The organism is Williamsia muralis (assembly GCF_051487485.1).
Lineage (GTDB): Bacteria > Actinomycetota > Actinomycetes > Mycobacteriales > Mycobacteriaceae > Williamsia > Williamsia muralis_B.
On the sequence record NZ_JAHVCV010000005.1, the window covers coordinates 72186 to 97581 of the forward strand.

Genomic DNA, 25396 nt, shown 5'->3' on the forward strand with positions numbered 1-25396 from the left:
GTCAGCCCCGGACGACCTTGCCGGCCTTCAAGCATGAGGTGCAAACATTCAGGCGCTTGCGGTTTCCGGGAGCGATCTGGGCCCGAACGGTCTGGATGTTCGGGTTCCAGCGCCGGTTGGTACGCCGGTGTGAGTGAGAGACCGACTTACCGAAGCCGGGGCCCTTGGCGCATACGTCGCAGACGGCAGCCATCGTCGAACTCCTTAATGAGAAACTGGTGGTCATGGCCCCTCGGTGTTCGGCGTGACGCCGGCGTCCGATAGGCAACCCTGCAAGGATAGCGGCTCGGTGGGCTGCGATCCAAATAGCCTCACGTCCCCGTCTCGCTGATACGGCCGGGTCCGGTTGGTCGTTCCCTCAGATTAGTCTGTGGAACAGACCACATGAGGGGAGGTGCGGACATTGACGGAGCAGGTTGGTGTTCCCGCCATGGATCCCGGGTTGTTGCGCGATTGGATCGAGGGCGCGGTGGCAGGGCTCGGCGCCGTCCGCGCCGAGATCAACGACCTCAACGTCTTCCCCATCCCGGATTCGGACACCGGCAGCAACATGCTGCACACGATGATGTCGGCAGCCGATGCGGTGGGTGAGGTGCAGGCCGACGCCGATACGGCGACGGTCGCCAGGGCGATGGCCGATGGTGCCGTGGGCAAGGCGCGGGGTAACTCGGGCATCATTCTCTCGCAGGTCCTCGTCGGACTGGCGGACGCTGCCGAGGTCAACTCCATCGGTGGCCGTGTCTCCTTCAACCAGTTGTGGGTCGCCGGCCTGCGTCTCGGATCGCTGGCCGCCACCCGCGCGGTGAGCCAGCCGCGTGAAGGCACCGTCCTCACGCTGCTGCGGCGCGCCGCGCAGAATGCCGCCGAACACATCGAGGCGACGCCTGCCGACCTCGCCAGGGCGATAGCCGACGGCTGCGCCGAGGATCTCGACCTCACCACCGGCCAACTCGACGTGCTGGCGCAGGCCGGGGTGGTCGACGCCGGCGGACGCGGTCTGCTCGTGATCTTCGACGAACTGGTCAAGGTACTCACCGGTGTATCTGCACGCCGCCGTCGTTATCAGGGTGCGCTTGCCGGTGGCGGGGACCGCATCGGACACCAGATCGGCGAGACGTGCGAGGGCGACGACGAGATGGACTTCGAGGTCATGTACCTCCTCGAAGGTGCTGCCGCAGAGCAGATCTCGACGTTGCGGCGCAATCTGGACGATCTCGGCGATGCGGTGGTGATCGTCGGCGACAGCGCCGATGACGAAGCAGGTGAACGATTCTCGATTCACGTGCACACCTGTGAACCGGGTGCAGCAGTCGAGGCGGGGCTGGCCCTGGGAAAGGTCTCCGACATCCGGATCAGCTGCTTTTTGCTCGATGCCCATCGAGGCCAGGACGACGATTCCGGACACCTTCCCAAACGTAAACGCGCGGTGGTCGCCGTCGTCACCGGCGACGAGGCTGCCGAGTTGTTCGAACAGGAGGGGGCCGTGGTGGTCCGGGCCGACACCGACGGCGCCGGTGAACTGGATGCGGATGCGTTGGCCAAGGCGATCATCGAGGTCGACAGTGCACATGTGGTGTTGATGGGCAACGGGGCATTGCCGGCTCAGGACCTCGTCGCTGTCGCTGCCGCTGCCCGCTCGCGGGAGCGCTCGGTGGTCATCCTCCCGGGCGGGTCGATGGTGCAGAGTCTGTCGGCGATGGCGGTCCACGACCCGACCGAACTGGCCGACGACGACGCCTACGCCATGGCAGAAGCAGCCGCCGCAACGCGTTTCGGCGCGGTGGTGGTGGCCACCGAGACGGCCCTGACCTTTGCCGGAACCTGCCGGCCGGGTGACCATCTCGGACTCATCGGCGACGGAGTCCTGGTGATCGACAGGGAGATCCTCGGCGCTGCGACAGGTCTGATCGATCTGCTGCTCAGCACAGGTGGCGAGATGGTCAGCGTGCTCGCGGGCCGCAACCTCGACCCAGGGGTTCTGAAGCAACTCGAGCACCACGTGAACACCAACCACCCCGGCGTCGAGTTCGTCAGCTACCCTGGCGGCCAGGTCGGCGAGCTCTTGCAGGTTGGGGTCGAATAGGCATGGCGCGCTAGTGGTTTCGCTATCCGACGCGCTCGAGACGGTGCTCGGCCCCAAGGCCGCCGACATGCTCGAAGAGCAGATCAAGGTGCAGACCGTCGGTGAGCTCCTTCGCTACGTTCCCGACCGCTACGTCAAACAGGGTGACCTCTCGGGCGAACGCAAACCCGAGCCCGGTGAGCGCCTCACCGTGGTGGCCAGGGTCGAGGAGAACAAGACGATCCCGATCCGCAATTCCCGCCGGAAGATGGTCAAACTCGTCGTCTTCGACGGGAACGTCCGGATCGCTGTCACGTTCTTCAACTCGCCGTGGATCGCCGCGAAGCTCCCCAAGGGGACACGGGTGATGATGGCTGGCGAGGTCAAGTACTTCCGCAACGAACTGCAGCTCACACACCCGAACTGGCTGCTGCTGCCAGAGGACGGCACGTCGATCGAGGCCGACGATGCGGTGGGGTCGGCGGTGATGGCGGGGATCGCCAAAGCGCTTGCGGTGGACGCAGGAGACGGCGGCGGGGAAAAAGATGGGTCGATCGACTTCTCCGAGTTCTTGCGCGATGTGATCCCCGTGTACCGAGGCACGGCCAAGCTGCAGGCGTGGACCATCTGGCAGTGCGTGCGTGCCGTTCTCGGCCAACTCGATCCGATCGACGACCCGTTGCCCGACACCGAGCGGCTCGCCCGCGGGTTGATCGGTGCCGACGAGGCGCTTCGCAAGATTCACGTGCCCGAGGGGCAGAACGACATCGACCAGGCGCGTGCCCGACTCAAGTTCGACGAGGCGCTCGCGTTGCAACTGGCGTTGGCGCAGCGACGGCACGTCGACCGCGGTGCGGCCGGCCCTGTCTGTCGGCACGTACCCGGTGGCCTCGAGGACAAGATGATCGCACGGCTGCCCTTCACTCTGACCGAAGGTCAGGCGACCGTGATCGACGAGATCAGCGCCGACCTCGCGGCCCCGATCACCGCGGCCAATCAGTCCAGCGTCGCGCCGATGAGCAGACTGCTGCAGGGTGAGGTCGGTTCCGGTAAAACATTGGTGGCGCTGCTGGTGATGCTGAGGGTGATCGACAACGGCTACCAGTGCGCGTTGCTGGCTCCGACGGAAGTCCTTGCCGCTCAGCATCTCCGGACGCTCGAGGCGATGCTCGGAGGACTCGCGCGCGAAGGTGAGCTCGACGGTGAGGAGGGCGCCACCCGGATCGCGCTGATCACCGGATCCATGAAGACGGCGGCCAAACGCACCGCGCTTCTGGAAACCGTCACCGGCCAGGTGGGCATCTTGATCGGCACCCACGCGCTTCTCCAGGAACACGTCGACTTCTTCAATCTGGGTTTTGTCGTGGTCGACGAGCAGCACAGATTCGGTGTGGAACAGCGCGATACGTTGCGGTCCCGTGGACGCGACGGAATCGTCCCGCATCTGCTGGTGATGACCGCGACCCCCATCCCGCGCACTGTGGCCATGACCGTGTTCGGAGACCTCGAGACCTCCACGCTCCGAGAACTGCCGCGTGGTCGTCAACCCATCACCACGAGTGTGGTCCCGCGTGGAAACCCGAAATGGGTCCAGCGTGTCTGGGAGCGGGTGAACGAGGAGGTCGAGGCCGGTCGACAGGTGTACGTGGTGTGCGCCCGGATCGGCGACGACGGGACTGCGGCCGGGCAGAAGTCGGAGCGCAAAGGCGCCGAGGCCGCAGCCGAACCGGCCACGTCCGCGGTGGACATGTTCACAACGCTGAGTGAAGGGCCGTTGGGTGTTCATCGCCTCGGCCTCCTGCACGGCCGACTGCCTGCGGACGAGAAGGCCCTGCTGATGGCCGACTTCACCGCAGGGGACATCGACATCCTGGTGTCCACAACGGTGATCGAGGTGGGAGTGGATGTGCCCAATGCGACCACCATGGTGATCGTCGACGCCGAGCGATTCGGGGTAAGCCAACTGCACCAATTGCGGGGCCGCGTCGGTCGTGGTGGTCTGCCCGGATTGTGTCTTCTGGTGACCGGTGCGTCGGAGATGTCGCCGGCGATGGAACGGTTACGGGCTGTCGCGGAGTCCAATGACGGATTCGCGTTGTCGATTGTCGACCTGGCGCAGCGGAGGGAAGGTGATCTGCTTGGCTCCCTCCAATCGGGACAGACGTCGTCGCTCAAGTTCCTCTCTCTCCTCACCGACGGCGACCTCATCGAGGACACTCGCGCCCTTGCCGATGAGGTGGTGGGCCGCGACCTCACGCTCGTCGACCACAAGCCGATGGCGGGTCTTGTCGACTCGATCCTCGGGCCCGTCCGATTGGCCTATCTGGACAAGTCGTGACGGCGGTACCGTTGCCCTGAAGTGGTGGGTGGCGCTGTTCGCCTTCGCGATGGCGGCGGTGTTCGCGGCGAGCGACGGGCTCACCGGTGTGGATTCGCACATCGCATCCACCGATGCCCGAGCCGTTCTGGCCGACTTGGCGTTGATCCCCGCACTTGCGGAGCGCCCGAAATCGACCGACTACGAACGCAGCTCGTTCGGCGAGGCGTGGACTGACGGCACCGATGCGCGCGGAGCCGGGAACGGATGCGACACCCGCAACGACATCCTCGATCGGGATCTGCGCGACAAGGTGTTCACCGCCATCGACACTTGTCCACGCGCAGTGGCCTCCGGTGAACTGCAGAGCCCGTACAGCGGACGCTGGATTGTCTTCCGACGGGGTAAAGGGTCCGGCGCCAAGGTGCAGATCGACCACATCGTGCCGCTCGCCTACGCCTGGTCGATGGGTGCACGTCGCTGGGATGCTGTTGTGAGACAACGGTTTGCGAACGATCCGTCGAACCTGGTGGCGGTCGACGGGGAAGCGAACCAGGACAAGAGCGACAAGCAGCCCTCGCGATGGATGCCCGCCAACGCGGCGTTCCACTGCCAGTACGCAACCCAGTTCGTCAGGGTTGTCCGAGCGTACGGGCTGTATCTCGACCGCGCGTCGTATCCCGTGCTCCGCAAGGCTTTGGCCACCTGTTGAATCCTGCCCGCCGATCGGGCCGAAATGCTGTCGAGCGCGCCGAGACTTCCGAATTGGGTCCGCGGCGGTGATGGGCACTGCCGACGAATTGGGGGACCATTGCAGACATGCGTAGTCCCGAGACAGCAGCTGCAACAGCATCGGACGTCGGCTCGCCACTGGTCGCAGTGGTCGGCACGTTGAACCTGGACCTCGTGGTCCGCACCGACCGCCGGCCACGGGTCGGTGAGACGGTGATGGGCACGAGCTACGTCGAACGGCCCGGCGGTAAAGGAGCGAATCAGGCACTGGCGGCCGCAGACATCGGCCCCACCGCCCTGATCGGTGCAGTGGGCGACGACGACGCGGGTACAACGATGCGCCGGCACCAGGACGCCGCCGGCGTGGACACCCGCCACGTCGTCGAGGTGGCCGGCGCCAGTGGCCGCGCCGTCATCGAGGTCGATGCCGATGGCGACAACAGCATCATTGTCATCTCCGGTGCCAATGATCAGGTCTCGGCGGACCATGTCACCGCTGCGCTCGACGCTCTTGCCCCGAAAGTGGTTCTGACGCAACTGGAATCGCCGCAATCGGTGACGTCGGCCGTGGTGGGATGGACCGAAGGCGGTGACTGCCGCTTCATCCTCAACCCCAGCCCGGTCGCGCCGCTGGACAACAACATCTTGAGCGCGGCCGACCCGTTGGTGGTGAACGCGGTGGAGGCCGAGTACTACTGCGACGACCGACGGCTGACCGATCCCGTAGACATGGCCCGGCGACTGCTGGAGGTGGCGCGGTCGGTGGTCATCACTCTCGGCGCCCGCGGCGTGGTGGTTGCCACGGGCGGCTCGGTTGAGACATTCGACGTCGAGAAGGTGCACGCACGAGACACAACGGGAGCCGGTGACCACTTCGTCGGCTCACTTGCTGCCTACCTTGCCGCGGGATCGGATCTGCAGTCGGCGGCACGCCGGTCCGCCGCCAGAGCGACGGACTACGTCGCTTCCCCCAGGTAGGTCCGGCTGCGCGAAGTGGAGTCGCCGCTACGGTTTCGGCGATACGTTCGGACCATCCGGCCAAGGGAGAGACCATGACAAACACAGTGGTGGTGCACCGCGAAGGATCGGTCACCACGATCGGCATCAACCGGCCCGAGGTGCGCAACGCCGTCGACGGCGAGACAGCCGCAGCGCTGGCGGACGCCTTTCGCGCGTTCGACGAAGACTCCGATGCGGCGGTCGCGGTACTGCACGGAGAGGGTGGAACCTTCTGCGCCGGTGCAGATCTCAAAGCGGTCGCGACAGGGGACAAGGTCAACCGCGTGGAGCCCGACGGCGACGGCCCGATGGGACCGACGCGAATGCGACTGTCCAAACCGGTGATCGCGGCCATCAGCGGACACGCGGTCGCCGGCGGACTCGAACTGGCCCTGTGGGCCGACATGCGGATAGCCGAGGACGATGCGGTACTCGGTGTGTTCTGTCGCCGGTGGGGTGTGCCGCTGATCGACGGCGGCACCGTGCGGTTGCCGCGCCTGATCGGCACCTCGCATGCGATGGACCTCATCCTGACCGGACGGGCGGTCTCGGCGTCAGAAGCCCATCACATCGGTTTGGTGAACCGGTTGGTGCCGCACGGCGAAGCGGTGCGCGCGGCGACGCATCTCGCGCGGGAGATCGCTGCCTTCCCGCAGACGTGTCTGCGGCAGGACCGGCTGTCGGTGATCGAGCAGGAAGGTATGACTGAGAGCGACGCGCTGCGCAGCGAGTTCACTCACGGACTGACGTCGTTGGCGAGCGACGCCGTGGCCGGTGCTTCTCGGTTCGCAGGGGGAGCGGGCCGCCACGGGTCGTTCGACAGCGCACAGGGTGGCCGCCAGGATGACGTCGATCAGGGTTGAACTCCCCGAACCCTTATCCTGGACCGATGAGTGCTTCCATCACCACTGCGGCTGATGTCGAACAGATCGTTCGCGCCCAGGCGACCGCGGCGAAAGCTGCGTCCAGGATGCTGGCCCGGCTGACGACCATCCAGAAGAACCAGGTGCTGCATGACGCAGCGGAGGCTCTTCTCGTGCAGACCGATGCCATTTTGGCGGCGAACGCCGGCGATGTCGCCCGGGCCGAGGCGGCGGGTGTGGAGTCCAGTCTCATCGACCGCCTGCGTCTGACCGCCGACCGCGTCGAGGGCATCGCCCAGGGCCTGCGGCAAGTCGCGGTTCTGCCCGATCCGATCGGCGACGTCATCCAGGGCAAGACGCTCCCCAACGGGATGCAGTTGCGTCAGGTCCGGGTGCCCCTCGGTGTTGTCGGAATGGTGTACGAGGCGCGGCCCAACGTCACCGTCGACGCATTCGGCATCGCGCTGAAATCGGGTAACGCAGCGCTGCTTCGTGGGTCGTCGTCCGCGGCGGGTTCGAATGCAGAGTTGGTACGCATCCTGCGCGAGACCCTGACCGCCGCTGGTGTACCGGCTGATGCCGTTCAACTGCTCCCGTCCGATGACCGGTCGAGTGTGACCCATCTGATCCGAGCTCGTGGACTGGTCGACGTGGTGATCCCACGTGGCGGGGCCGGGTTGATCAAGGCAGTGGTGGAGAACGCGACCGTGCCGACCATCGAGACCGGTACGGGCAACTGCCACATCTACATTCACGCAGCCGCCGACCTCGACATGGCCGAGGATCTGGTGATCAACTCCAAGACCCGCCGGCCGAGCGTGTGCAACACCGCCGAGACCGTCCTGGTCGACCGGGCCATCGCGGAGACCGCCCTGCCGCGACTGACCCAGGTTTTGCAGACCTCGGGGGTGACCATCCACGGGGACGAACCGGGCATGGTTCCGGCCACCGAGCAGGACTGGGCCGACGAATACCTCACCCTGGACATCGCTGTGAAGATCGTGGGTGGGATGGACGAGGCGATCGACCACATCGACCGCTACGGCACCAGCCACACCGAGGCCATCGTCACCACGGACCTCGCTGCCGCCGAGGAGTTCACCAATCGCGTCGATGCCGCCGCAGTGATGGTGAACGCGTCCACCGCATTCACCGACGGTGAACAGTTCGGCTTCGGCGCCGAGATCGGTATCTCCACACAGAAGTTGCACGCCCGTGGACCGATGGGACTCCCGGAACTCACGTCCACGAAGTGGATCGCGTGGGGGAACGGCCAGACGCGGCCTCGCTGACCCGGTGGACGAGCCGGCCGACACCTGATTTTCGATCCTGAGGAGTGACCTGTGGGCGTACAGCCTAGTTTCACCGATGTGCCCGGCGTCCGCGAAACGCTTGCCGGCGTCGGCTATCTCGCCGACGAGGCGACCTCCACGTCGGTGTTCCTCGCCGACCGGTTGGGCAAACCGCTCCTGGTCGAGGGACCGGCCGGTGTGGGTAAAACCGAACTCGCCCGCGCCATCTCGCAGTCGACGAACGCCGATCTGGTGCGACTGCAGTGTTACGAGGGCATCGACGAGGCCCGTGCACTGTATGAGTGGAATCACGCCAAGCAGATCCTCGCCATCCAGGCGACAGGGCAGCGCGGATGGGACGAGACGAAAGCCGACATCTTCTCGGACGAGTTCCTCCTGCCCCGGCCGCTGCTGAAAGCGATCTCGCAGCCCGGCCCGACGGTGCTGCTGATCGATGAGGTCGACAAGGCCGACGTCGACATCGAAGGCCTGCTGCTCGAGGTGCTCAGTGACTTCGCGATCACCATCCCGGAGATGGGCACCGTGACCGCCGACCGGCGGCCCATCGTGCTGCTCACCTCCAACGCGACGCGCGAACTGTCCGAAGCCCTCAAGCGACGCTGCCTGTACCTCTACATCGACTTCCCCGATGCGGCCCGCGAGCGCGAGATCCTCGCCAGTCGTGTCCCGCAGCTCGCCGAATCCGTCGCGAAGGAACTGGTGCGGATCATCGGTGTCCTCCGCACCCTCGACATCCGTAAGAAGCCATCGGTGGCCGAGACGATCGACTGGGCCAACACCTTGCTGGCCCTGGGAGTGGGGGAGAAGCCCGGGTCGCGGATCGACGAGGGGGTCATCGCGAAGACCCTTGGCGTGGTCCTCAAACATCGTCCCGACCTCGCCACCGCGCTCAAAGAGCTGAAGTTGAGCTGAGCGCGCCCGTGGATGCCCCGTTCATCAGCCAGCTCACCGGATTCGTGGATGATCTGCGGGCCCGGGGCATCGTCGTCGGACCGGCCAACCTGATCGATGCGGGCCAGGCGACGGCAGTGCTGGATCTGCTCGACCGGGACAGCTTCCGTGAAGGGATGGCGTGCACACTCCTGCACGACAACGGACACCGCCGGGTGTTCGATTCCGTCTTCGACCTCTGGTTCCCCTTGGGGATGGGCGAACGCAGCGGCGTCGACGACAGCGCCTTCACCCCTGACGTCGACGGGAAGATCGACGTGGACGCGGTGCGTGAACGGCTCGCCGAGTTGCTCGCGGACGACTCACCGCAGGCGCAGGCCGAACTGGCCGCATTCGCGGCGATGGCCGTGGCGCAGCTCGGCAGCTACCGATCCAATCGCGGTCCGGCGTTCTCCACCTATCAGGCGATGTCGACGATCAACCCGCAGACCCTCATCGCGCAGATCGCCGCCGCCATGGCTGCCGGCGCGGGAGATGAGACCGCCGGCACCGAACCGCTGTACCGGCGGGCAGCGGCCGACCGGGTACAGAAGTTCAGGTCGTTGATCGAAGCGGAGACCAGGCGCCGGATGGCGCAGCGAAACGGCCGCGAGCAGGTCTCGCAATACGCGGTCCCCAATCTCCCCGAACGCGTCAACTTTCTCTCCGCCGGCGCAGCCGATCTGGCGGAGGTCCGGCGCACGATCGCTCCACTCGCACGGTTGCTGGCGGCGCGCCTCGAGATCCGCAGGCGACGCGCCCACCGTGGGTCGATCGATGTACGCAAAACGCTGCGGGCGTCAATGTCCACCGGAGGCGTGCCCATCGACCTCGTGCGCCGCAAACCTCGGCCCGGCCGGCCCGAATTGGTTGTCCTGTGTGATGTCTCTGGCTCGGTGGCCGGGTTCTCGCAGTTCACCTTGCAACTCGTTTACGCCCTGCGCCAACAGTTCTCGAAGGTCAGGGTGTTCGCGTTCGTCGACACCGTGGACGAAGTCACCGAACATTTCGACGGGCCTGATCTCGACTTCGCGACAGCTGTGCGCGAGATGCTCGCCGGCGCCCGATTGATCACCCGCGACGGCCACTCGGATTATGGTCACGCGTTCGGCGGCTTCGCGGACGACCACCTCGATGCCCTCACGCGCCGCGGCGCCCTGCTGATCCTGGGCGACGGACGCAACAACTACCACGACCCCCAACTCGATGCGCTCACGCGCATGGTCGAGAGCACACGGCATGCCTACTGGCTCAATCCGGAAGCCGCTGTGAACTGGGATACCGGGGACTCGGTGGCCGGCACCTACTCCGGGGTCATCGAGATGCACGAATGTCGCAACGCAGGCCAACTCGCCAAGGTCATCGCCAACCTGCTGCCGGTCTGATCTGCTGTGGACCTCTCACGCTCAGTACACTCAGCGCCTATGCCCGACATCGCGCCAGACCGACAGCAGCCGCGCGGTCGACGGATCGGGGTGATGGGCGGCACGTTCGATCCGATCCACAATGGTCACCTGGTGGCGGCGAGTGAGGTCGCCGACCGGTTCGACCTGGATGAGGTCATCTTTGTCCCCACCGGCCGGCCGTGGCAGAAGAACCGGTCGGACCGGAACGTGAGCCCTCCGGAAGACCGATATCTGATGACGGTGATCGCCACCGCGGCCAATCCCCGGTTCTCGGTGAGTAGGGTTGACATCGATCGTCAAGGGGACACGTACACCGTCGACACCCTTCGCGACCTGCACACACTCAATCCGGACGCGGAGTTGTTCTTCATCACCGGCGCCGACGCGTTGGCGTCGATCCTGTCGTGGCAGAACTGGGAGGGTCTGTTCGAGTTCGCGAGCTTCGTCGGCGTGAGTCGGCCGGGGTACGAACTCGGCGCCGCGCATCTCGACCAGCACCTCGACAAGCTGCCGCCCGATACCCTTCATCTGATGGAGATACCGGCGCTGGCCATTTCTTCGACCGACTGCCGGATGCGTGCCGCGGCCGGCCGGCCGGTGTGGTACCTCGTCCCAGACGGGGTGGTGCAGTACATCAGCAAGCGAAAGTTATACCAATCGAAAGGCATTCAGTGACAGCGTCATCCGAGGCGGTTTCCATGGCAACCGTGGCCGCCCACGCGGCCGCCGACAAGTTGGCCGCCAACGTCATCGTGATCGACGTGTCCGAACAGCTCGTGATCACCGACTGTTTCGTGATCGCATCGGCCGACAACGAACGTCAGGTCGCGTCGATCGTCGACGAGATCGAAGAAAAGCTTCGCGAGGCCGGCAACAAGCCTGTCCGCCGGGAGGGGACCAGAGAAGGCCGTTGGACCCTCCTCGACTACATCGACGTGGTGATCCACGTGCTGCACAACGAGGAGCGCGAGTTCTACGCCCTCGAACGGCTGTGGAAAGACTGCCCGATCATCGAGATCCCCGGAATCGAATCCACTGTGGAAGCCGGTGACAGCGATCGGGGTGACCTTGGTGAATGAGTCGATTCGGCCGGATGGTCACGACTCGAGCGTCGAACGGATGACCCCGGTTGTACGACGACTTCTTCTCCTGCGGCACGGTCAGACCGACTACAACGCCGGCAGCCGCATGCAGGGGCAACTCGATACGGACCTGTCCGAACTCGGAGTTCGGCAGGCCGCCGCGGCGGCGAAGGTGTTGGCCTCCCGCGGCCCACGGTTGATCATCTCCTCCGATCTGCGGCGGGCCCGCGACACTGCGGCTGCCCTCGCTGATCAGGTGGGGATGGAGGTTGCCACAGATCGCCGTCTCCGTGAAACGCACCTCGGTGAGTGGCAGGGCCTGACCCACCATGAGGTGGATGACCAGATGCCCGGGGCACGCAAGGTGTGGCGCGACGATGCCTCATGGCGACCGCCCGGTGGCGAGAGTCGCACCGATGTGGCCCAGCGCAGCATGCCGGTGGTCGACGAACTCGTGGCCGAGTTGGGGGACTGGGGGCGCGGAGACGACGCGGATGCCCCCGTGGTCCTGGTGGCTCACGGCGGGGTCATTGCGGCGATGACGGCGGGCCTGCTGCGGTTGCCGGTGAGCCACTGGCCCGTCCTCGGGGGTCTCGCCAACACGAGCTGGGTCCAGCTGAGCGGTCACGGCGCCGACGACGAGACCACGTGGCGGCTCGATGTGTGGAACGCGTCGGCCGAGGTCGCCGACGACGCAGTGCAGTGACCTGTTGATGAGTTCAAGCGACGGCATCTCGCCGAGTCGACCGCCGGTCCGCGACAGCCTGCTGGTCTTGTCCGACTCGCTGTCCTACTACGGACCCACCGGTGGTCTACCTGCCGATGACCCCCGGATCTGGCCGGTCCTGGCGGCCGATCGCCTGGATCTGCGTCTGGAGTTGTTCGGGCGCATCGGCTGGACCAGCCGTGACGTGTGGTGGGCCCTCACCCAGGACCCGCGCATCTGGTCGGCGGTTCCGAGGGCCAAGGCCGTTGTGTTCGCCTTCGGTGGGATGGATTCGTTGCCGTCCCCACTGCCGACAGCCCTTCGTGAGCAGATTCGGTACATCCGTCCTCCTGCCCTGCGTCAGCAGGTGCGCAACGCATACGGGTGGCTGCAACCGCGACTCTCACCTCTCGGATGGCCGTTGGCGCTGCCGCCCGCGTTGACCACCGACTACCTGACGAAGATCCACGAGGCGCTGGTCGCGGTTCGCCCCGACCTGCCGGTGGTCGCCTGCCTGCCGTCCACCCATCGGAGTCCGTACTACGGGAACGTACATGCCGGGCGACCGAAAACCGTTGGCGCGATCACTGATTGGGCAACGCAGGCGCAGGTGCCCCTGGTCGACCTGCTGGAGCCGACGGCACGCCATTTTGATGACGGTGAAGGCAACCCGGACGGGATCCACTGGGGGTTCGGCTGTCATCGGGAGGTGGCCGACCTGGTGGGCGATGCCGTCGCCGCCGCGACCGCGACTAGCGTGGCACTGTGACCGTCACCATCGTCACCGACTCGTCGGCCCGCCTACCCGCGCCGATCCGCGAGCGGTACCGCATCGAGCAAGTACCCATGCATGTGCTGACCGCCGATCAGGATCTGCTCGAGGATGTCGACGACATCGGCCCGGACATCTTCAACGATCCGCAGACCACCACGTCCGGCGTCTCCCCGGCTGATCTCGAGGCCGCCTATGAGAAAGCGGTCGACCTCAGCGACGGCGATGGCGTGATCGCCGTGCATCTGTCGCGGCGGTTCAGCGGGACGTGGGGCTCGGCGAGACTGGCGGCCGAGAAATTCCAGGGCCGGATCCGAGTGGTCGATTCCCGCACCGTGGGCCTGGGGGTCGGGTTCGCGGCGATCGCCGCTGCGCAGACCGCGGAGACCGGTGCCGACATGGACCGGGCGTATGAAGCAGCGATCCGGGTGGGGTCCACCACGGAGTGTCTGCTGTGCGTACAACAACTCGAGAACCTGCGGTCGAGTGGTCGCATCGGTGCAACCACCCGCCTGTTCGCCTCGGCCCTCGCGATCAAGCCGATACTTCGGGTGGTCGACGGCACGCTGGCGCTCAAGGAAAAACAGCGCACCATGTCCAAGGCGATCGCCAAGATGATCGACACGGCCGTGGACGTCGCCGAACGCCGTCCCATCACGCTGGGTGTACAGCATTGCGACGCACCCGAATTGGCCGAGCAGATCATCGATTCCCTGCAGTCCAAGCTCACCATCACCTCGCTGGTGCAGTCCGACCTCGGGCCCGTGTTGTCGCGACATGTGGGGAGCGGCGCGGTGGGGATCGCTGTGACAACGTCGCTTGACCACATCGATGTCGACTGACTTTGTCAACACTCGCCGGGTTGTCCACAGCACCGCGTTGCCGGGTGACTTTCTGATCTGAACGCAGACGTCTGCCTCCTACCGTTCGGGTATGAGAAGCAACCTGGACCGGTTGACGGCGTCGCCGACCGCGTCGGACACGCCTGAAGCACCCGTCCCGGTGGCAGAACCGATGGCCCCTGCGTGGCTCGGTTCGGCGCAGTGGATGCACGACAACCCTGATTCGCCCGATGGCGGTGGCGATGTCCCGCCGGCGGGTGCGGCCGGCCGCGCACGTGGTCACTGGACCGATGACCCCGACGACGTCGATGCCGGACCACTGCGACGGCGTTGGCGTTCGACCCCGGCAGCGGCGATCGGGTTGGTGGCGGTCGGCATCGTGGCAACTCTGATCGCTCTGTACACCGCGTTCGCCGGGCCCGACGCCGGATCTGAGGTTCCCGTCAGCTTCCCGGAATCGGCAGGGGTTCCAGCCCCGCTGGACACTGCGCCGCCCGCCTCGAGCGCTGCGCCCCCGGCGGAACTGGTGGTGAGCGTGGTCGGTTTGGTGCACCGTCCCGGATTGGTGCGGTTACCTCCACAAGCTCGTGTCGCCGACGCCATCGACAAGGCAGGGGGAGCGAAGCAGAACGCAGATCTGTTGAGCCTCAACCTTGCTCAGCCGCTTCGCGACGGTGATCAGGTACTCGTCGGTTTCACCGACCCGGCGGGAGGCTTCCAGATGCGCAGTGCCGTCGTCGCGGTGGACGGTGCCGGGAGTCCGCCGGCCGCTGCCGGCACCGCAGAACCCGGGCCCGCTCCGGCAGGAACGGCCGATGGGTCGGGCAAGGTGAACCTGAACACGGCGACCGAAGCAGAGCTGGACACGCTGCCCGGGGTGGGCCCGGTCACCGCGGCCGCGATCATCGCGTGGCGTCAGGCCCACGGGAGCTTCACCTCGGTCGAGCAGCTGGCCGAAGTCGACGGAATCGGTCCCGCCCGCCTCGAGAAACTGAAGGACAAGGTCACGGTGTGAACGGCACCGACGTCCGAGCGCCCACGTCGGTGGGTCTCGACGTGCGGCTGGTGCCCGCGGCAGTCGGAGCGTGGACGATGACGGTCGTGGGTATCGTTGGCCCCCTTGGTATCACGGTTGCCGCGAGCTTATCGGCCAGCGTGGTCGCGCTCGTGGCGATCGCTTGGACGGCACACGGATCTCGGCTGCTGGTACTGCCTGTGGTGTTAGGGGTCGCCGGAACCATGGCCGGATTCGGGTGGGCGCTGGTGGTGCGTCAGCATCAACTGGGCGAGCACCCGCTGGCGGCCGAGTCGATACGCGGAAGCAAGACAACCATGACCCTTCGGGTGTCAGACGACCCGCGGATCATCGCCGGCACCGATCGGGTGGTGCTTGCGGTCGATGTGGTGTCCGTGCGGGGACGGGATGTCGCCGACGCGGCGGCGACCGTGCTGGGGCCGATGGACGGATGGTCCGGTCTTGTTCCGGGACAGACACTCTCGACTGTCGCCATGGTGTCGGCACCGCGGCGCCCGGACCTCACCGTGGCCACGCTGACCGTCTCCGCACCGCCGAGCCGGGTGCGTGCGCCGCCCTGGTATCAGCGCGCCGGAGCAGAGGTGCGTACCCGGTTCCAGGAGACGGCCTCACGCGCACTGGGTACCCCGGAATCGGGATTGGTGCCCGGAATGGTGCTGGGGGACATCTCGACTCTGGACGAAGACCTCAAGACCGCATTTCGAACGTGCGGGCTGTCCCACCTCACGGCTGTGTCGGGTGCCAATTTTGCAATAATCATCGGCGCTCTGCTGCTGGCCGTGCGAGCGGTGGGTGCCGGGCCTCGTCTGTCGGTGGCTGTGATCGCCTGCGCCATCGTGGTTTTTGTGCTGCTCGTCCGACCCAGTCCGAGTGTGGTGCGGGCAGCTGTGATGGGTGCGGTGGGATTGCTGGCACTGCTGGTCAGGCGACGTGCCCAGGCGATGCCTGCGTTGTGTACGGCCATCGTTGTGCTGTTGCTGATCTGGCCCGCCTTCGCCGTCCATCCGGGTTTCATGCTGTCGGTCGCGGCAACTGCGGGGCTGATCGTGATGGCACCGCCGATCGTGGATCGGCTTCGACGGCACCGCGTTCCGGGTGGTGTCGCCGAGGTGCTGGCCGTCGCGGTCGCGGCGCAGGTGGTCACCCTTCCGATCGTCGTGATGATCAGCGGTCAGATCAGCCTGGTGGCGATCGTCGCGAACATCGCGGTGACCCTTGCGGTCCCGCCCATCACGGTGCTGGGGACGGCCGCTGCGGCCCTGGTGGTGCTCTGCCCGCCGCTGGCAACGTTGCTGGTCCGGTTTGTCGGTCCGGCCCTGTGGTGGATGGTGGTGGTGGCCGAGCAGTTGAGTTCCCTTCCGATGGCCACGATCACTCTGTGGTGACCTGTCGTCGGTCTCTGGCACGATGGCCGGGTGAGCAGTGTGCATCTGGTGTTGGGCGACGACGAGTTCCTCTGTGAGCGGGCAACCGCAGGCATCGTTGCCGCCGTCAGGGGGTCGGTGGACAACCCCGGTGATATCCCGGTGACGCGGCTGCGCGCCGGAGATGCGACCGAACACGAACTCGCAGAACTGCTCAGTCCGTCGTTGTTCGCCGAAGATCGCATCGTGATCCTGGAGGCCGCCGGTGAAGCCGGGAAGGAACCGGCCAAGCTGGTCACCGAAGTGGCAGCGAGTCCACCTGACGGCGTCACGCTGGTGGTGGTCCATTCCGGGTCGGGGCGCGCGAAGTCCATGGTCACTGCCTTGCGGAAGTCGGGTGTCGAAGAACACGACTGTGCTGCGCTCAAACCGTCGGCACGAGCGGACTTCGTCCGCAACGAGTTACGCAGTCACGGAGTGAAGGCGGGCTCCGACGTCATCGAGAAGATCTTGGATTCGGTACGGGCAGATCTGCGCGAGCTGGCTGCAGCGTGCAGTCAGCTGGCCGCCGACACCGGGGGCAAGGTGGATGTGGCCGCCGTCGCCCGCTACTACTCGGGTCGCCCGGAGATCACCGGCTTCGAAGTCGCCGACAAGGCCGTCACCGGTGACCGGCCTGGAGCCCTGGAATCGTTGCAGTGGGCTCATCATCACGGTGTTCCGCACGTTCTGCTCGCCGATGCGTTGGCCGAAGCAGTACATGCGATCGCCCGGGTGCGCGGTATCGGCAGGATGGATCAGTATTCGGCTGCGTCGGAATTGGGCATGCCGCCGTGGCGGGTGAAGAAGGTTCAGGGCCAGGCGTCGGCATGGGACTCGGTGTCCATCGCCAAGGCGATGACCGTGGTGGCGACCTTGAACGGGGAGGTGAAAGGTCAAGCCGCCGACGCGGATTACAGTCTGCAACGCGCGGTGGCCGCGGTCGCCGATCTGCGTCCCTCTCGTCGCCGCTGACAGGGCCCACCCGGTCAGGCACTCGTTGGAGCAATCCGGGGCGCGGCATGCGGGATGGCGGGTGAACAGACGACGCTCACCCCGACGACCGCGTGGGGGATCGTCGGGGTGAGCGAGGTACAAAAAGTTCAGTTGTGCCCAGTTATCGGGCGGGCTCGATCAGAGCTTGTTGAGCGAGACAGCCATCGCAGACTTCTTGTTGGCTGCCTGGTTGGCGTGGATGACGCCCTTGCTCGCGGCCTTGTCGAGCTTCCTGCTGGTGCTGACCAGCAGCTCGGAAGCCTTGTCCTTCTCGCCGGCTGAGACGGCCTCGCGGAAGGAGCGAATCGCGGTCCGCAGCGACGACTTCACCGACTGGTTGCGCAGCCGTGCGCTGTCGTTGGTCTTGTTCCGCTTGATCTGCGACTTGATGTTTGCCACGCGTGTGTTTTCCTTAGCTCAGCGATACGGGTTTTGGTGTCAGCACCAGCGCACTACGTTACCAGTCGGCCCGGTATGCACCCAAATCGCAGCGGTGCAGGTAGCGGATACCGCAGGCAAGACTGCCAACACCAGCCACTTACGGCACGATGTTCACATGAGTGCGGCAACTGCAGCAGGGTCAAAGCGCGCCGTGGCCAATCGCGCCACCGGTACCAAGGTGTCAGCGGAGACCACGACGGGCAAGAAGAAGCCGGCAAAGGTGGCCGGGCCGAAAGCCAACGGTTCCAAGCCGCCGGCCAAGAAGACTGCGGCGAAAGGCGCTGCGAAGCCGAGTGGCATCTTCAACGGCTACGCCGCGGGCCCTTACGACGGCGCGTTCGACGAGATGTTCGACGACAACGGCGAGGTTCGCGGACCGTACCGGGGGATCCACAAGTCCCTGGGCAGCTACGACGGTGCCGACCTCGACACCCGCGTCGACGCTCTCGGTCGGGCCTTCATCGACCAGGGGATCACGTTCTCCCTGTCGGGGCAGGAGCGTCCCTTCCCGCTCGACGTGGTTCCCCGGGTCATCTCGGCAGGTGAGTGGGCGAAGCTCGAACGCGGGATCACCCAGCGGGTCAAAGCCCTGGAGATGTTCCTCGACGACATCTACGGCGAGCAGGAGATCCTTCGCGACGGGGTCGTTCCCAAGCGGCTGATCACCTCGTGTGAGCACTTCCATCGTCAGGCGGTGGGTATCAGGCCTCCCAACGGAGTTCGTATCCACGTCGCCGGTATCGACCTCATCCGCGACGAGCACGGTGACTTCCGGGTACTCGAGGACAACCTGCGCTCGCCGTCGGGTGTGTCATACGTGATGGAGAACCGTCGCACCATGGCCAGGGTGTTCCCGGATCTGTTTGCCTCACACCGGGTTCGGGCAGTCGGCGATTACTCGACCCACCTGCTCCGGGCCTTGCGGGCCTCGGCGGCGTTCAACGAGGCCGACCCGAACGTCGTTGTCCTCACCCCCGGAGTGGCGAACTCTGCGTACTTCGAGCACTCGCTGCTGGCCAGGCAGATGGGTGTGGAATTGGTGGAGGGTCGCGACCTCTTCTGCCGCGACAACGTGGTGTACATGCGAACCACGGAGGGGGAGCAGCGAGTAGACGTGATCTACCGCCGAATCGACGACGACTTCCTCGACCCGATGCAGTTCCGTCCCGACTCCATGCTGGGAGTAGCCGGACTGCTCAACGCGGCACGTGCGGGCAACGTGGTGATCTCCAGTGCCGTCGGCAACGGGGTCGGTGACGACAAACTCACGTACACCTACGTTCCCGAGATCATCGAGTACTACCTCGGCGAGAAGCCCAGCCTCGGCAACGTCGACACCTTGCGTTGCTGGCTCGACGACGAGCGCGAGGAGGTGCTCGACCGGATCGACGAACTCGTGGTGAAACCCGTTGAGGGATCGGGGGGTTACGGCATCGTCTTCGGTCCGGATGCGACATCGGAGGAACTGAACGTGTTGGCGCGGAAGGTCAGACTCGACCCTCGTGGCTGGATCGCGCAACCGGTGGTGCAGCTCTCGACGGTGCCCACCAAGATCGGCGGCAAGCTGGCGCCGCGTCACGTGGATCTACGCCCGTTCGCCGTCAACGATGGCGAGTCGGTGTGGGTGTTGCCCGGCGGGCTGACCCGGGTGGCGCTCCCGGAAGGCAGCCTGGTGGTCAACTCGAGCCAGGGTGGCGGCTCTAAGGACACCTGGGTTCTCGCGACCCGTACCTCGGGTGAGGAGCGCGAACTCTCGGGTGACGAACTCGTCCGGAGCCAAGACCTGCGAGCTCCGAGTACTCCCACCGAGCAAGGGCCGGACACCGCCGCCATGCAGGATCAGCAGCAGCAGCAGCAACAGCAGGCGGGTGTGACCGGTCGACACAGTCAGATCCAGGATCAGGGTCCGACCGGTCAGACGCAGAGTCAGTCGATGTCGCAGCAGGGTGGTGCCCGCCGATGATGCTCGCACGCAACGCCGAATCCCTGTACTGGATCGGACGCTACGTAGAACGCGCCGACGACACGGCCAGGATCCTCGATGTGGCGGTACACCAACTGCTCGAGGACGCCACGGTGGATCCCGACGGTCGGTGTCGACTGGTCTTGCAGGTGCTGGGCATGGAATTGCCTCCCAAGGATGTGGAGTTGGACGCCTGGTCGTTGACCGACCGGGTCGCCTACTCGAAGAAGGAACCCGGCTCCATCGTCGACAGCGTGGGCCAGGCTCGCGAAAATGCAAGGGGCGCTCGCGAAGTCACGTCCAGTGAGATGTGGGAATGTCTCAACACCACTTACAACGGCCTGGGTGACGCCGAGCGGGCGTCGCGCAAGCTGGGGCCGTACGAGTTCCTGTCCTTTGTCAAGAACCGGGCGGCGATGTTCGCCGGCCTGGCCGACGCCACCCTCAGCCACGACGACGGTTATCGCTACCTCCTGCTCGGCCGATCGGTCGAGCGTGTGGACATGACCATCCGGATGTTGTTGTCGCGCGCGGGTGACCGGTCGGGATCGCCGGCGTGGGTGACGGTGCTGCGGTCCGCGGGTGCACACGACACCTACCTACGGACTTATCGGGGCGCACTCGATGCGACCCGGGTGGTCGAGTTCCTGCTCCTCGACCGGTTGTTCCCACGATCGGTGTTTCACGCGATCAGCCTGGCCGAACAGCAATTGATCGAGCTCGACAACCGGCCGAGCCGGGTGGGCGCGCAGGCCGAGGCGCAACGTCTCTTGGGCCGGGCGCGAAGCGGGCTCGAGTTCATGCAGCCGGGAATGTTGTTGGACGACTTGCAGACCCGGTTGCTCGATCTGCAGGAGACGTGCCGAGAGGTCAGCGAGGCCGTCACGGCCCAGTACTTCCACGTGTCGCCGTATGTCGCCTGGGCGGATACGTCCGCAAGCGATTCCGTCGACCGATTCATCGAGGAGAGTGAACTGTGAGCTGGCGATTGCGGGTCGTGCATTCGACGGGATTTGCCTACAACGCGCCGGTCACCTCTTCGTACAACGAGGCCCGGCTGACGCCGCGGAGCGATACCCGGCAGAACGTGATCATCAACCGCGTGGAGACGATCCCCGCGACGAGGTCGTACCGGTACACCGACTACTGGGGGACCGCGGTCACCGCCTTCGACCTTCATGCTCCTCACGAGGAACTCGAGGTGTCGGGTCTGTCGGTGGTCGAAACCGAGCCCGACGCAATGCCTTCGGACGATGAATTGCTCGATTGGGAGTCGCTGCACCATGAATCGGTGATCGACCGATATGACGAGGTGCTGAGCAACACCGGGTATGTACCGGTGAGCAGGCAGCTCGGTCAGGTGGCCAAACGCCTCACCAAGGGGCTCACCCCTCAAGAGGCTGTGCTCGCCGTGTGCCAATGGGTGCACACCGAGATGGAGTACGTTCCCGGCACCACCGGCGTCCACACCTCCGCGGTCGAGGCTTGGAAAGAGAAGAAAGGCGTCTGCCAGGATTACGCGCATCTGTCATTGGTGATGTTGCGCAGCCTCGGCATTCCGTCGCGTTATGTGTCCGGCTACCTGCACCCGAGCAGGTCGGCAGTCATCGACCGCACGGTCGAGGGGCAGAGTCATGCATGGGTCGAGGCCTGGACCGGCGGCTGGTGGGGGTACGACCCCACCAACGACCTCGCGATCTCCGAGCAGCATGTGTCGGTCGGTGTGGGCCGCGACTACTCCGATGTGCCCCCGCTCAAGGGGATCTACACAGGCGCGGGCGCCAAGGACCTCGAGGTGAAGGTGGAGATCACCCGTTTGGCGTGATCGCCACCCATTCGCTCGCTGTGCGCCAAACCCTCGGTGGGTGGCCGCCCCGGTGTCACAGTCGTGCAATGACCACTGCAGCAAAGCAATCCGTTGTCCCGTTTGTTGTCAGCGCAACCGGTAGCGGAGTCGCCCAACGTCTTGTCACCGGCGGCTCGGCTCACGAGTTCCACACCGACGCGTACCCTGCGTTCGGCGGTGAGGACAAGGCCCCGAGCCCGTTGTTCTACGCTCTCGGCGCACTGACGTCGTGCAATCAGGTCACCGCGTCGCTGGTTGCCAAAGACCTCGGGATCACGCTGGGGGAGTTCACGTTCGAGGTGCAGGGTGATCTCGACACCGCGGTCCTCGTCCATGGCGCCGAAGGCAACGCCAACTTCGACAAGGTCACCGTGTCGGCCGTGGTCGAATCAGACGCAAGCGAGCAGCAATTCGCGGAGTTCGTCGCCGAAACCGAACGCCGGTGCCCGGTGTCGCAGCTATTCGTGCGCAGCGGTCTCGAGTTCGTCAACAACTGGACGCAGGCACCGCTGTCCTGAGTCTGAGGTGGGCGACCCGGTTCAACGCCACCCGTACCGGTCTCGCAAAACCGTTGCGATCCGGTCGAATTGGCCTCGATCGACGATTGCACCTTCACGGCGGATGTCGTTTTCGGGCACGGTGAGCACCCGATCGAGCCGGGCGAAGCTCTCACGGTGGGCACTGTCCCACTCGCCGGTCCCGATGCTCATCCAGTTCGCGTCGTCGCGCCGATGCTCCTGACTGGAGAGCATGAGCCCGAGGAGAGCTTGCCCCTCCCGTCCGACCACCACGACCGGACGGTCCTTACCTCGACCTGGATCATCTTCGAACTCGACCCAGGTCCACACCACCTCGCCGGGGTCGGCTGCGCCGTCGAGGCGGGGTGAGTATGCGATCTGCCGCGCGTGTGTGGCCGTCGGCGACGTGCGCGTCACCTGGTTCCCACGCGGTGGGGGTGGAGATTCCCGGCCGGAGCGGTTGGCCGCCGAGCGGGTCAGTTCGCGCACCACCCGCGGCCCGTGTCGACGGATCAACGACATCGCCATCTGTCCCAAGGTGCCTGCCACGCCGTCAGCCTATCGAGAAGAAGTCGAGCACCTCGGTGGCGATCAGCCGCGGGGCGCCTGACCGGTCGGGTTTGAGGTCGTGTCCGACCTTGGGGAGATCGAGGAATCGGGTCGGTGACGGAATCATCGCGATGGCGGCGGTCAGCTCATCCGTGGTGGCGAACGGGTCGGTGACGCCGTGGACCACCAGGACCGGTTTGGCGATGGAAGGCAGGTGATCGGTGCGCATCTTCTCCGGTCGTCCGGGTGGGTGCAGCGGGTACGACGTCAGCAACAGGCCATCGGCGATGTCTGGGTTCTCGGCAACCGCCATCGAGGCCTGGCGTCCTCCGTAAGAATGCCCGCCGACGATCAGGGGGCCGGCAGCCTGATCGCGGAAGGCGTCACACGCCGCGGATATCCCCGCGCGGTCGGCCGCCGCGCCGGACGGATGCGGTGGCCCCTTGGGTCGTTTCTGACGGTAGGGCAGGTCGATGCGGGCGACAGCGATCCGGCGGTCGCACAATTCCTCGGCGATACGGCGCAGGATGACCGCATTGTGGTCACCGCCCGCACCATGCGCGAGCACGACCACGGCGAGCGGGTCGCCATCGGGCCGATGCAATGCGCCGGCCACACCTTCGGACTGCCACTCCTCGACGCTCACGTCCTGAACATTAGCGTCGAGACCGCCGATGGATGGTCGATGTGCCTACGCATGAGAAACTGGACGGGTATTTCGGCCACTGCAAGGAGTGAGTTCAATTCCCAGGCTTTCCGACACCACGTTCACCGATCCCGCGAAGATCCGGAACTTCTGCATCATCGCTCACATCGACCACGGCAAGTCGACGTTGGCGGACCGGATGTTGCAGGTCACCGGTGTGGTCGAGGGGCGCGACATGCGGGCGCAGTATCTCGACCGGATGGACATCGAGCGTGAGCGCGGCATCACGATCAAGGCCCAGAACGTCCGGCTGCCCTGGAACGTGGACGGCACCGACTACGTTATGCACCTGATCGACACCCCCGGCCACGTGGACTTCACCTATGAGGTGTCACGTGCACTGGAAGCGTGTGAAGGCGCAGTGTTGCTCGTCGACGCGGCCCAGGGCATCGAGGCGCAGACGTTGGCCAACCTGTACCTGGCGCTGGACAAGGACCTGACGATCATCCCGGTCCTGAACAAGATTGACCTCCCGGCCGCCGACCCCGACCGGTACGCGGCCGAGATCGCCCACATCATCGGCTGTGAACCCGACGACGTCCTGAGGGTCTCGGGCAAGACCGGCGTCGGCGTCACGGAGTTGCTCGACGAGGTGGTGCGGCTGATCCCGGCTCCCGTCGGCGATTCCGACGCCCCGCCCCGCGCGATGATCTTCGACTCGGTCTACGACACCTACCGCGGCGTCGTCACGTACGTGCGTGTGGTGGACGGCAAGATCGTGCCCCGCGAGAAGATCAAGATGATGTCCACCGGCACCACCCACGAACTCCTCGAGGTCGGCATCGTCTCGCCGGACCCGAAGCCGTCCAAAGGGCTGGGCGTCGGTGAGGTGGGCTACCTGATCACCGGTGTGAAAGACGTCCGTCAGTCCAAGGTCGGTGACACCATCACCTCTGCACGTCACGGCGCGGAGACCCCGTTGACGGGCTATCGCGAGCCACGGCCGATGGTCTACTCCGGTCTCTACCCGGTGGACGGGTCCGATTACCCGGTCTTGCGAGAAGCTCTCGACAAGCTGCAGCTCAACGACGCCGCACTGGCGTACGAGCCAGAGACGTCGGTGGCGTTGGGGTTCGGTTTCCGTTGCGGGTTCCTCGGGTTGTTGCACATGGAGATCAGCCGCGAACGACTCGAACGGGAATTCGGCCTGAACCTGATCTCCACCGCACCGAACGTGGTGTACCGCGTGGAGATGGAGGACGGCACCGAGCACATCGTCACGAACCCGTCCGATTGGCCGGACGGTAAGGCACGCAACATCTTTGAGCCGATCGTCAAGACAACAGTGATCGCACCGAGCGAATTCGTCGGTTCGATCATGGAACTGTGCCAGTCTCGGCGTGGCGAACTCGGCGGGATGGATTATCTGTCCGAGACCCGCGTGGAACTGCGTTACACCCTGCCGATGGCCGAGATCATCTTCGACTTCTTCGATTCGCTCAAGTCGCGTACCCGCGGCTACGCCAGCCTCGACTACGAGGAGGCAGGCGAGCAGGTGTCGAGCCTGGTGAAGGTGGACATCCTCCTACAGGGTGAAGCCGTCGACGCCTTCAGTGCGATCGTCCACAAGGACGGCGCCGCCGCGTACGCCACGAAGATGACAACAAAGCTCAAGGAACTGATTCCCCGCCAGCAGTTCGAGGTCCCCATCCAGGCCGCGATCGGCGCCAAGATCATTGCGCGCGAAAACATTCGGGCGATCCGCAAAGACGTCTTGGCCAAGTGCTACGGCGGCGACATCAGCCGTAAGCGCAAGCTGCTCGAGAAGCAGAAAGAGGGCAAGAAGCGGATGAAGACGATCGGTCGGGTGGAGGTCCCGCAAGAGGCGTTCGTGGCTGCGCTGTCGTCGGATGCGTCGAGCGACAAACCCAAGGGCAAATAAGGCCAGGCGAATCAGGACGGAAAGTCAAGTAC

At 65.5% G+C, this 25396-nt stretch carries 25 protein-coding genes; 21 read left to right on the forward strand and 4 right to left on the reverse strand.

The window, feature by feature from the left end:
- Position 1 precedes the first annotated feature (1 nt).
- The gene (rpmB, locus tag KXR83_RS14585) at positions 2 to 193 is read right to left on the reverse strand and encodes a 50S ribosomal protein L28 (protein ID WP_023954059.1); all 192 of its coding nucleotides are present in this window, start codon (positions 191 to 193) and stop codon (positions 2 to 4) included.
- Positions 194 to 430: 237 nt separating this feature from the next.
- Between rpmB and KXR83_RS14590 the strand changes: the two genes are divergently transcribed.
- The 16 genes from KXR83_RS14590 to holA all read left to right on the forward strand — a co-directional run bounded on the left by KXR83_RS14590 (position 431) and on the right by holA (position 17438).
- Complete coding sequence (locus KXR83_RS14590; protein ID WP_437425840.1) at positions 431 to 2083, forward strand: DAK2 domain-containing protein; 1653 nt, start codon at positions 431 to 433, stop codon at positions 2081 to 2083.
- 13 nt (positions 2084 to 2096) lie between these two features.
- A complete protein-coding gene (gene recG, locus KXR83_RS14595) occupies positions 2097 to 4400 on the forward strand; it encodes an ATP-dependent DNA helicase RecG (protein ID WP_437425436.1) in 2304 nt (767 codons plus the stop codon).
- 49 nt (positions 4401 to 4449) lie between these two features.
- Entirely contained in the window at positions 4450 to 5091 is a 642-nt protein-coding gene (locus tag KXR83_RS14600; protein ID WP_437425841.1) for an HNH endonuclease family protein, read from the forward strand.
- A 107-nt stretch (positions 5092 to 5198) separates the two neighbouring features.
- Positions 5199 to 6089: a ribokinase gene (locus KXR83_RS14605; RefSeq protein WP_437425437.1), complete on the forward strand. Its 891-nt coding sequence runs from the start codon at positions 5199 to 5201 to the stop codon at positions 6087 to 6089.
- Positions 6090 to 6163: 74 nt separating this feature from the next.
- Positions 6164 to 6973, forward strand: a complete 810-nt coding sequence (locus KXR83_RS14610) for a crotonase/enoyl-CoA hydratase family protein (RefSeq protein ID WP_437425438.1) — start codon at positions 6164 to 6166, stop codon at positions 6971 to 6973.
- Positions 6970 to 8265 carry a glutamate-5-semialdehyde dehydrogenase gene (locus KXR83_RS14615; RefSeq protein WP_437425439.1) on the forward strand — a complete coding sequence of 432 codons (1296 nt, stop codon included), beginning with the start codon at positions 6970 to 6972 and terminating at the stop codon, positions 8263 to 8265. Before KXR83_RS14610 ends, KXR83_RS14615 begins: the two co-directional genes overlap by 4 nt.
- A gap of 51 nt (positions 8266 to 8316) precedes the next feature.
- Complete coding sequence (locus KXR83_RS14620; protein WP_437425440.1) at positions 8317 to 9198, forward strand: AAA family ATPase; 882 nt, start codon at positions 8317 to 8319, stop codon at positions 9196 to 9198.
- Between the two features lie 8 nt (positions 9199 to 9206).
- On the forward strand, positions 9207 to 10601 hold the full coding sequence (locus KXR83_RS14625) for a vWA domain-containing protein (RefSeq protein ID WP_437425441.1): 1395 nt from the start codon (positions 9207 to 9209) through the stop codon (positions 10599 to 10601).
- Positions 10602 to 10640: 39 nt separating this feature from the next.
- Positions 10641 to 11297, forward strand: coding sequence for a nicotinate-nucleotide adenylyltransferase (nadD, locus tag KXR83_RS14630; RefSeq protein WP_437425442.1), 657 nt, complete (start codon positions 10641 to 10643; stop codon positions 11295 to 11297).
- Positions 11294 to 11701 (forward strand): ribosome silencing factor, encoded by a 408-nt coding sequence (gene rsfS / locus KXR83_RS14635; protein WP_437425443.1) that lies wholly within the window; start codon positions 11294 to 11296, stop codon positions 11699 to 11701. Before nadD ends, rsfS begins: the two co-directional genes overlap by 4 nt.
- 40 nt (positions 11702 to 11741) lie before the next feature.
- Complete coding sequence (locus KXR83_RS14640) at positions 11742 to 12410, forward strand: histidine phosphatase family protein (protein WP_437425444.1); 669 nt, start codon at positions 11742 to 11744, stop codon at positions 12408 to 12410.
- Between the two features lie 7 nt (positions 12411 to 12417).
- A complete protein-coding gene (gene octT / locus KXR83_RS14645; RefSeq protein WP_437425445.1) occupies positions 12418 to 13179 on the forward strand; it encodes a diglucosylglycerate octanoyltransferase in 762 nt (253 codons plus the stop codon).
- Positions 13176 to 14024: a DegV family protein gene (locus tag KXR83_RS14650; protein ID WP_023954026.1), complete on the forward strand. Its 849-nt coding sequence runs from the start codon at positions 13176 to 13178 to the stop codon at positions 14022 to 14024. The genes octT and KXR83_RS14650 overlap by 4 nt, the downstream gene beginning before the upstream one ends.
- Positions 14025 to 14115: 91 nt before the next feature.
- Entirely contained in the window at positions 14116 to 15039 is a 924-nt protein-coding gene (locus tag KXR83_RS14655) for a helix-hairpin-helix domain-containing protein (RefSeq protein ID WP_437425446.1), read from the forward strand.
- Positions 15036 to 16445, forward strand: a complete 1410-nt coding sequence (locus KXR83_RS14660; RefSeq protein ID WP_437425447.1) for a ComEC/Rec2 family competence protein — start codon at positions 15036 to 15038, stop codon at positions 16443 to 16445. Before KXR83_RS14655 ends, KXR83_RS14660 begins: the two co-directional genes overlap by 4 nt.
- 30 nt (positions 16446 to 16475) lie before the next feature.
- Positions 16476 to 17438, forward strand: coding sequence for a DNA polymerase III subunit delta (gene holA, locus KXR83_RS14665; protein WP_437425448.1), 963 nt, complete (start codon positions 16476 to 16478; stop codon positions 17436 to 17438).
- Positions 17439 to 17597: 159 nt separating this feature from the next.
- Here the strand turns inward: holA and rpsT are convergent, their stop codons facing one another.
- On the reverse strand, positions 17598 to 17858 hold the full coding sequence (gene rpsT / locus KXR83_RS14670; RefSeq protein ID WP_437425449.1) for a 30S ribosomal protein S20: 261 nt from the start codon (positions 17856 to 17858) through the stop codon (positions 17598 to 17600).
- Positions 17859 to 18015: 157 nt separating this feature from the next.
- Here rpsT and KXR83_RS14675 point away from each other — a divergent pair, with 157 nt between their 5' ends.
- From KXR83_RS14675 to KXR83_RS14690, 4 genes are all read left to right on the forward strand, one after another.
- Positions 18016 to 19863: a circularly permuted type 2 ATP-grasp protein gene (locus KXR83_RS14675; protein WP_437425450.1), complete on the forward strand. Its 1848-nt coding sequence runs from the start codon at positions 18016 to 18018 to the stop codon at positions 19861 to 19863.
- Positions 19863 to 20843: an alpha-E domain-containing protein gene (locus KXR83_RS14680; RefSeq protein WP_437425842.1), complete on the forward strand. Its 981-nt coding sequence runs from the start codon at positions 19863 to 19865 to the stop codon at positions 20841 to 20843. Before KXR83_RS14675 ends, KXR83_RS14680 begins: the two co-directional genes overlap by 1 nt.
- Positions 20840 to 21688: a transglutaminase family protein gene (locus KXR83_RS14685; protein ID WP_030171934.1), complete on the forward strand. Its 849-nt coding sequence runs from the start codon at positions 20840 to 20842 to the stop codon at positions 21686 to 21688. The genes KXR83_RS14680 and KXR83_RS14685 overlap by 4 nt, the downstream gene beginning before the upstream one ends.
- 68 nt (positions 21689 to 21756) lie before the next feature.
- Positions 21757 to 22227 carry an OsmC family protein gene (locus KXR83_RS14690; protein WP_437425451.1) on the forward strand — a complete coding sequence of 157 codons (471 nt, stop codon included), beginning with the start codon at positions 21757 to 21759 and terminating at the stop codon, positions 22225 to 22227.
- A gap of 21 nt (positions 22228 to 22248) precedes the next feature.
- On the opposite strand, the gene KXR83_RS14695 is transcribed toward KXR83_RS14690, so the two are convergent.
- Positions 22249 to 22755, reverse strand: a complete 507-nt coding sequence (locus KXR83_RS14695) for a type II toxin-antitoxin system PemK/MazF family toxin (RefSeq protein WP_437425843.1) — start codon at positions 22753 to 22755, stop codon at positions 22249 to 22251.
- Between the two features lie 25 nt (positions 22756 to 22780).
- Positions 22781 to 23422, reverse strand: coding sequence for an alpha/beta hydrolase family protein (locus tag KXR83_RS14700; RefSeq protein ID WP_437425452.1), 642 nt, complete (start codon positions 23420 to 23422; stop codon positions 22781 to 22783).
- Between the two features lie 79 nt (positions 23423 to 23501).
- Between KXR83_RS14700 and lepA the strand changes: the two genes are divergently transcribed.
- Positions 23502 to 25364: a translation elongation factor 4 gene (lepA, locus tag KXR83_RS14705; RefSeq protein WP_033335880.1), complete on the forward strand. Its 1863-nt coding sequence runs from the start codon at positions 23502 to 23504 to the stop codon at positions 25362 to 25364.
- The last annotated feature ends 32 nt before the right edge of the window (positions 25365 to 25396 follow it).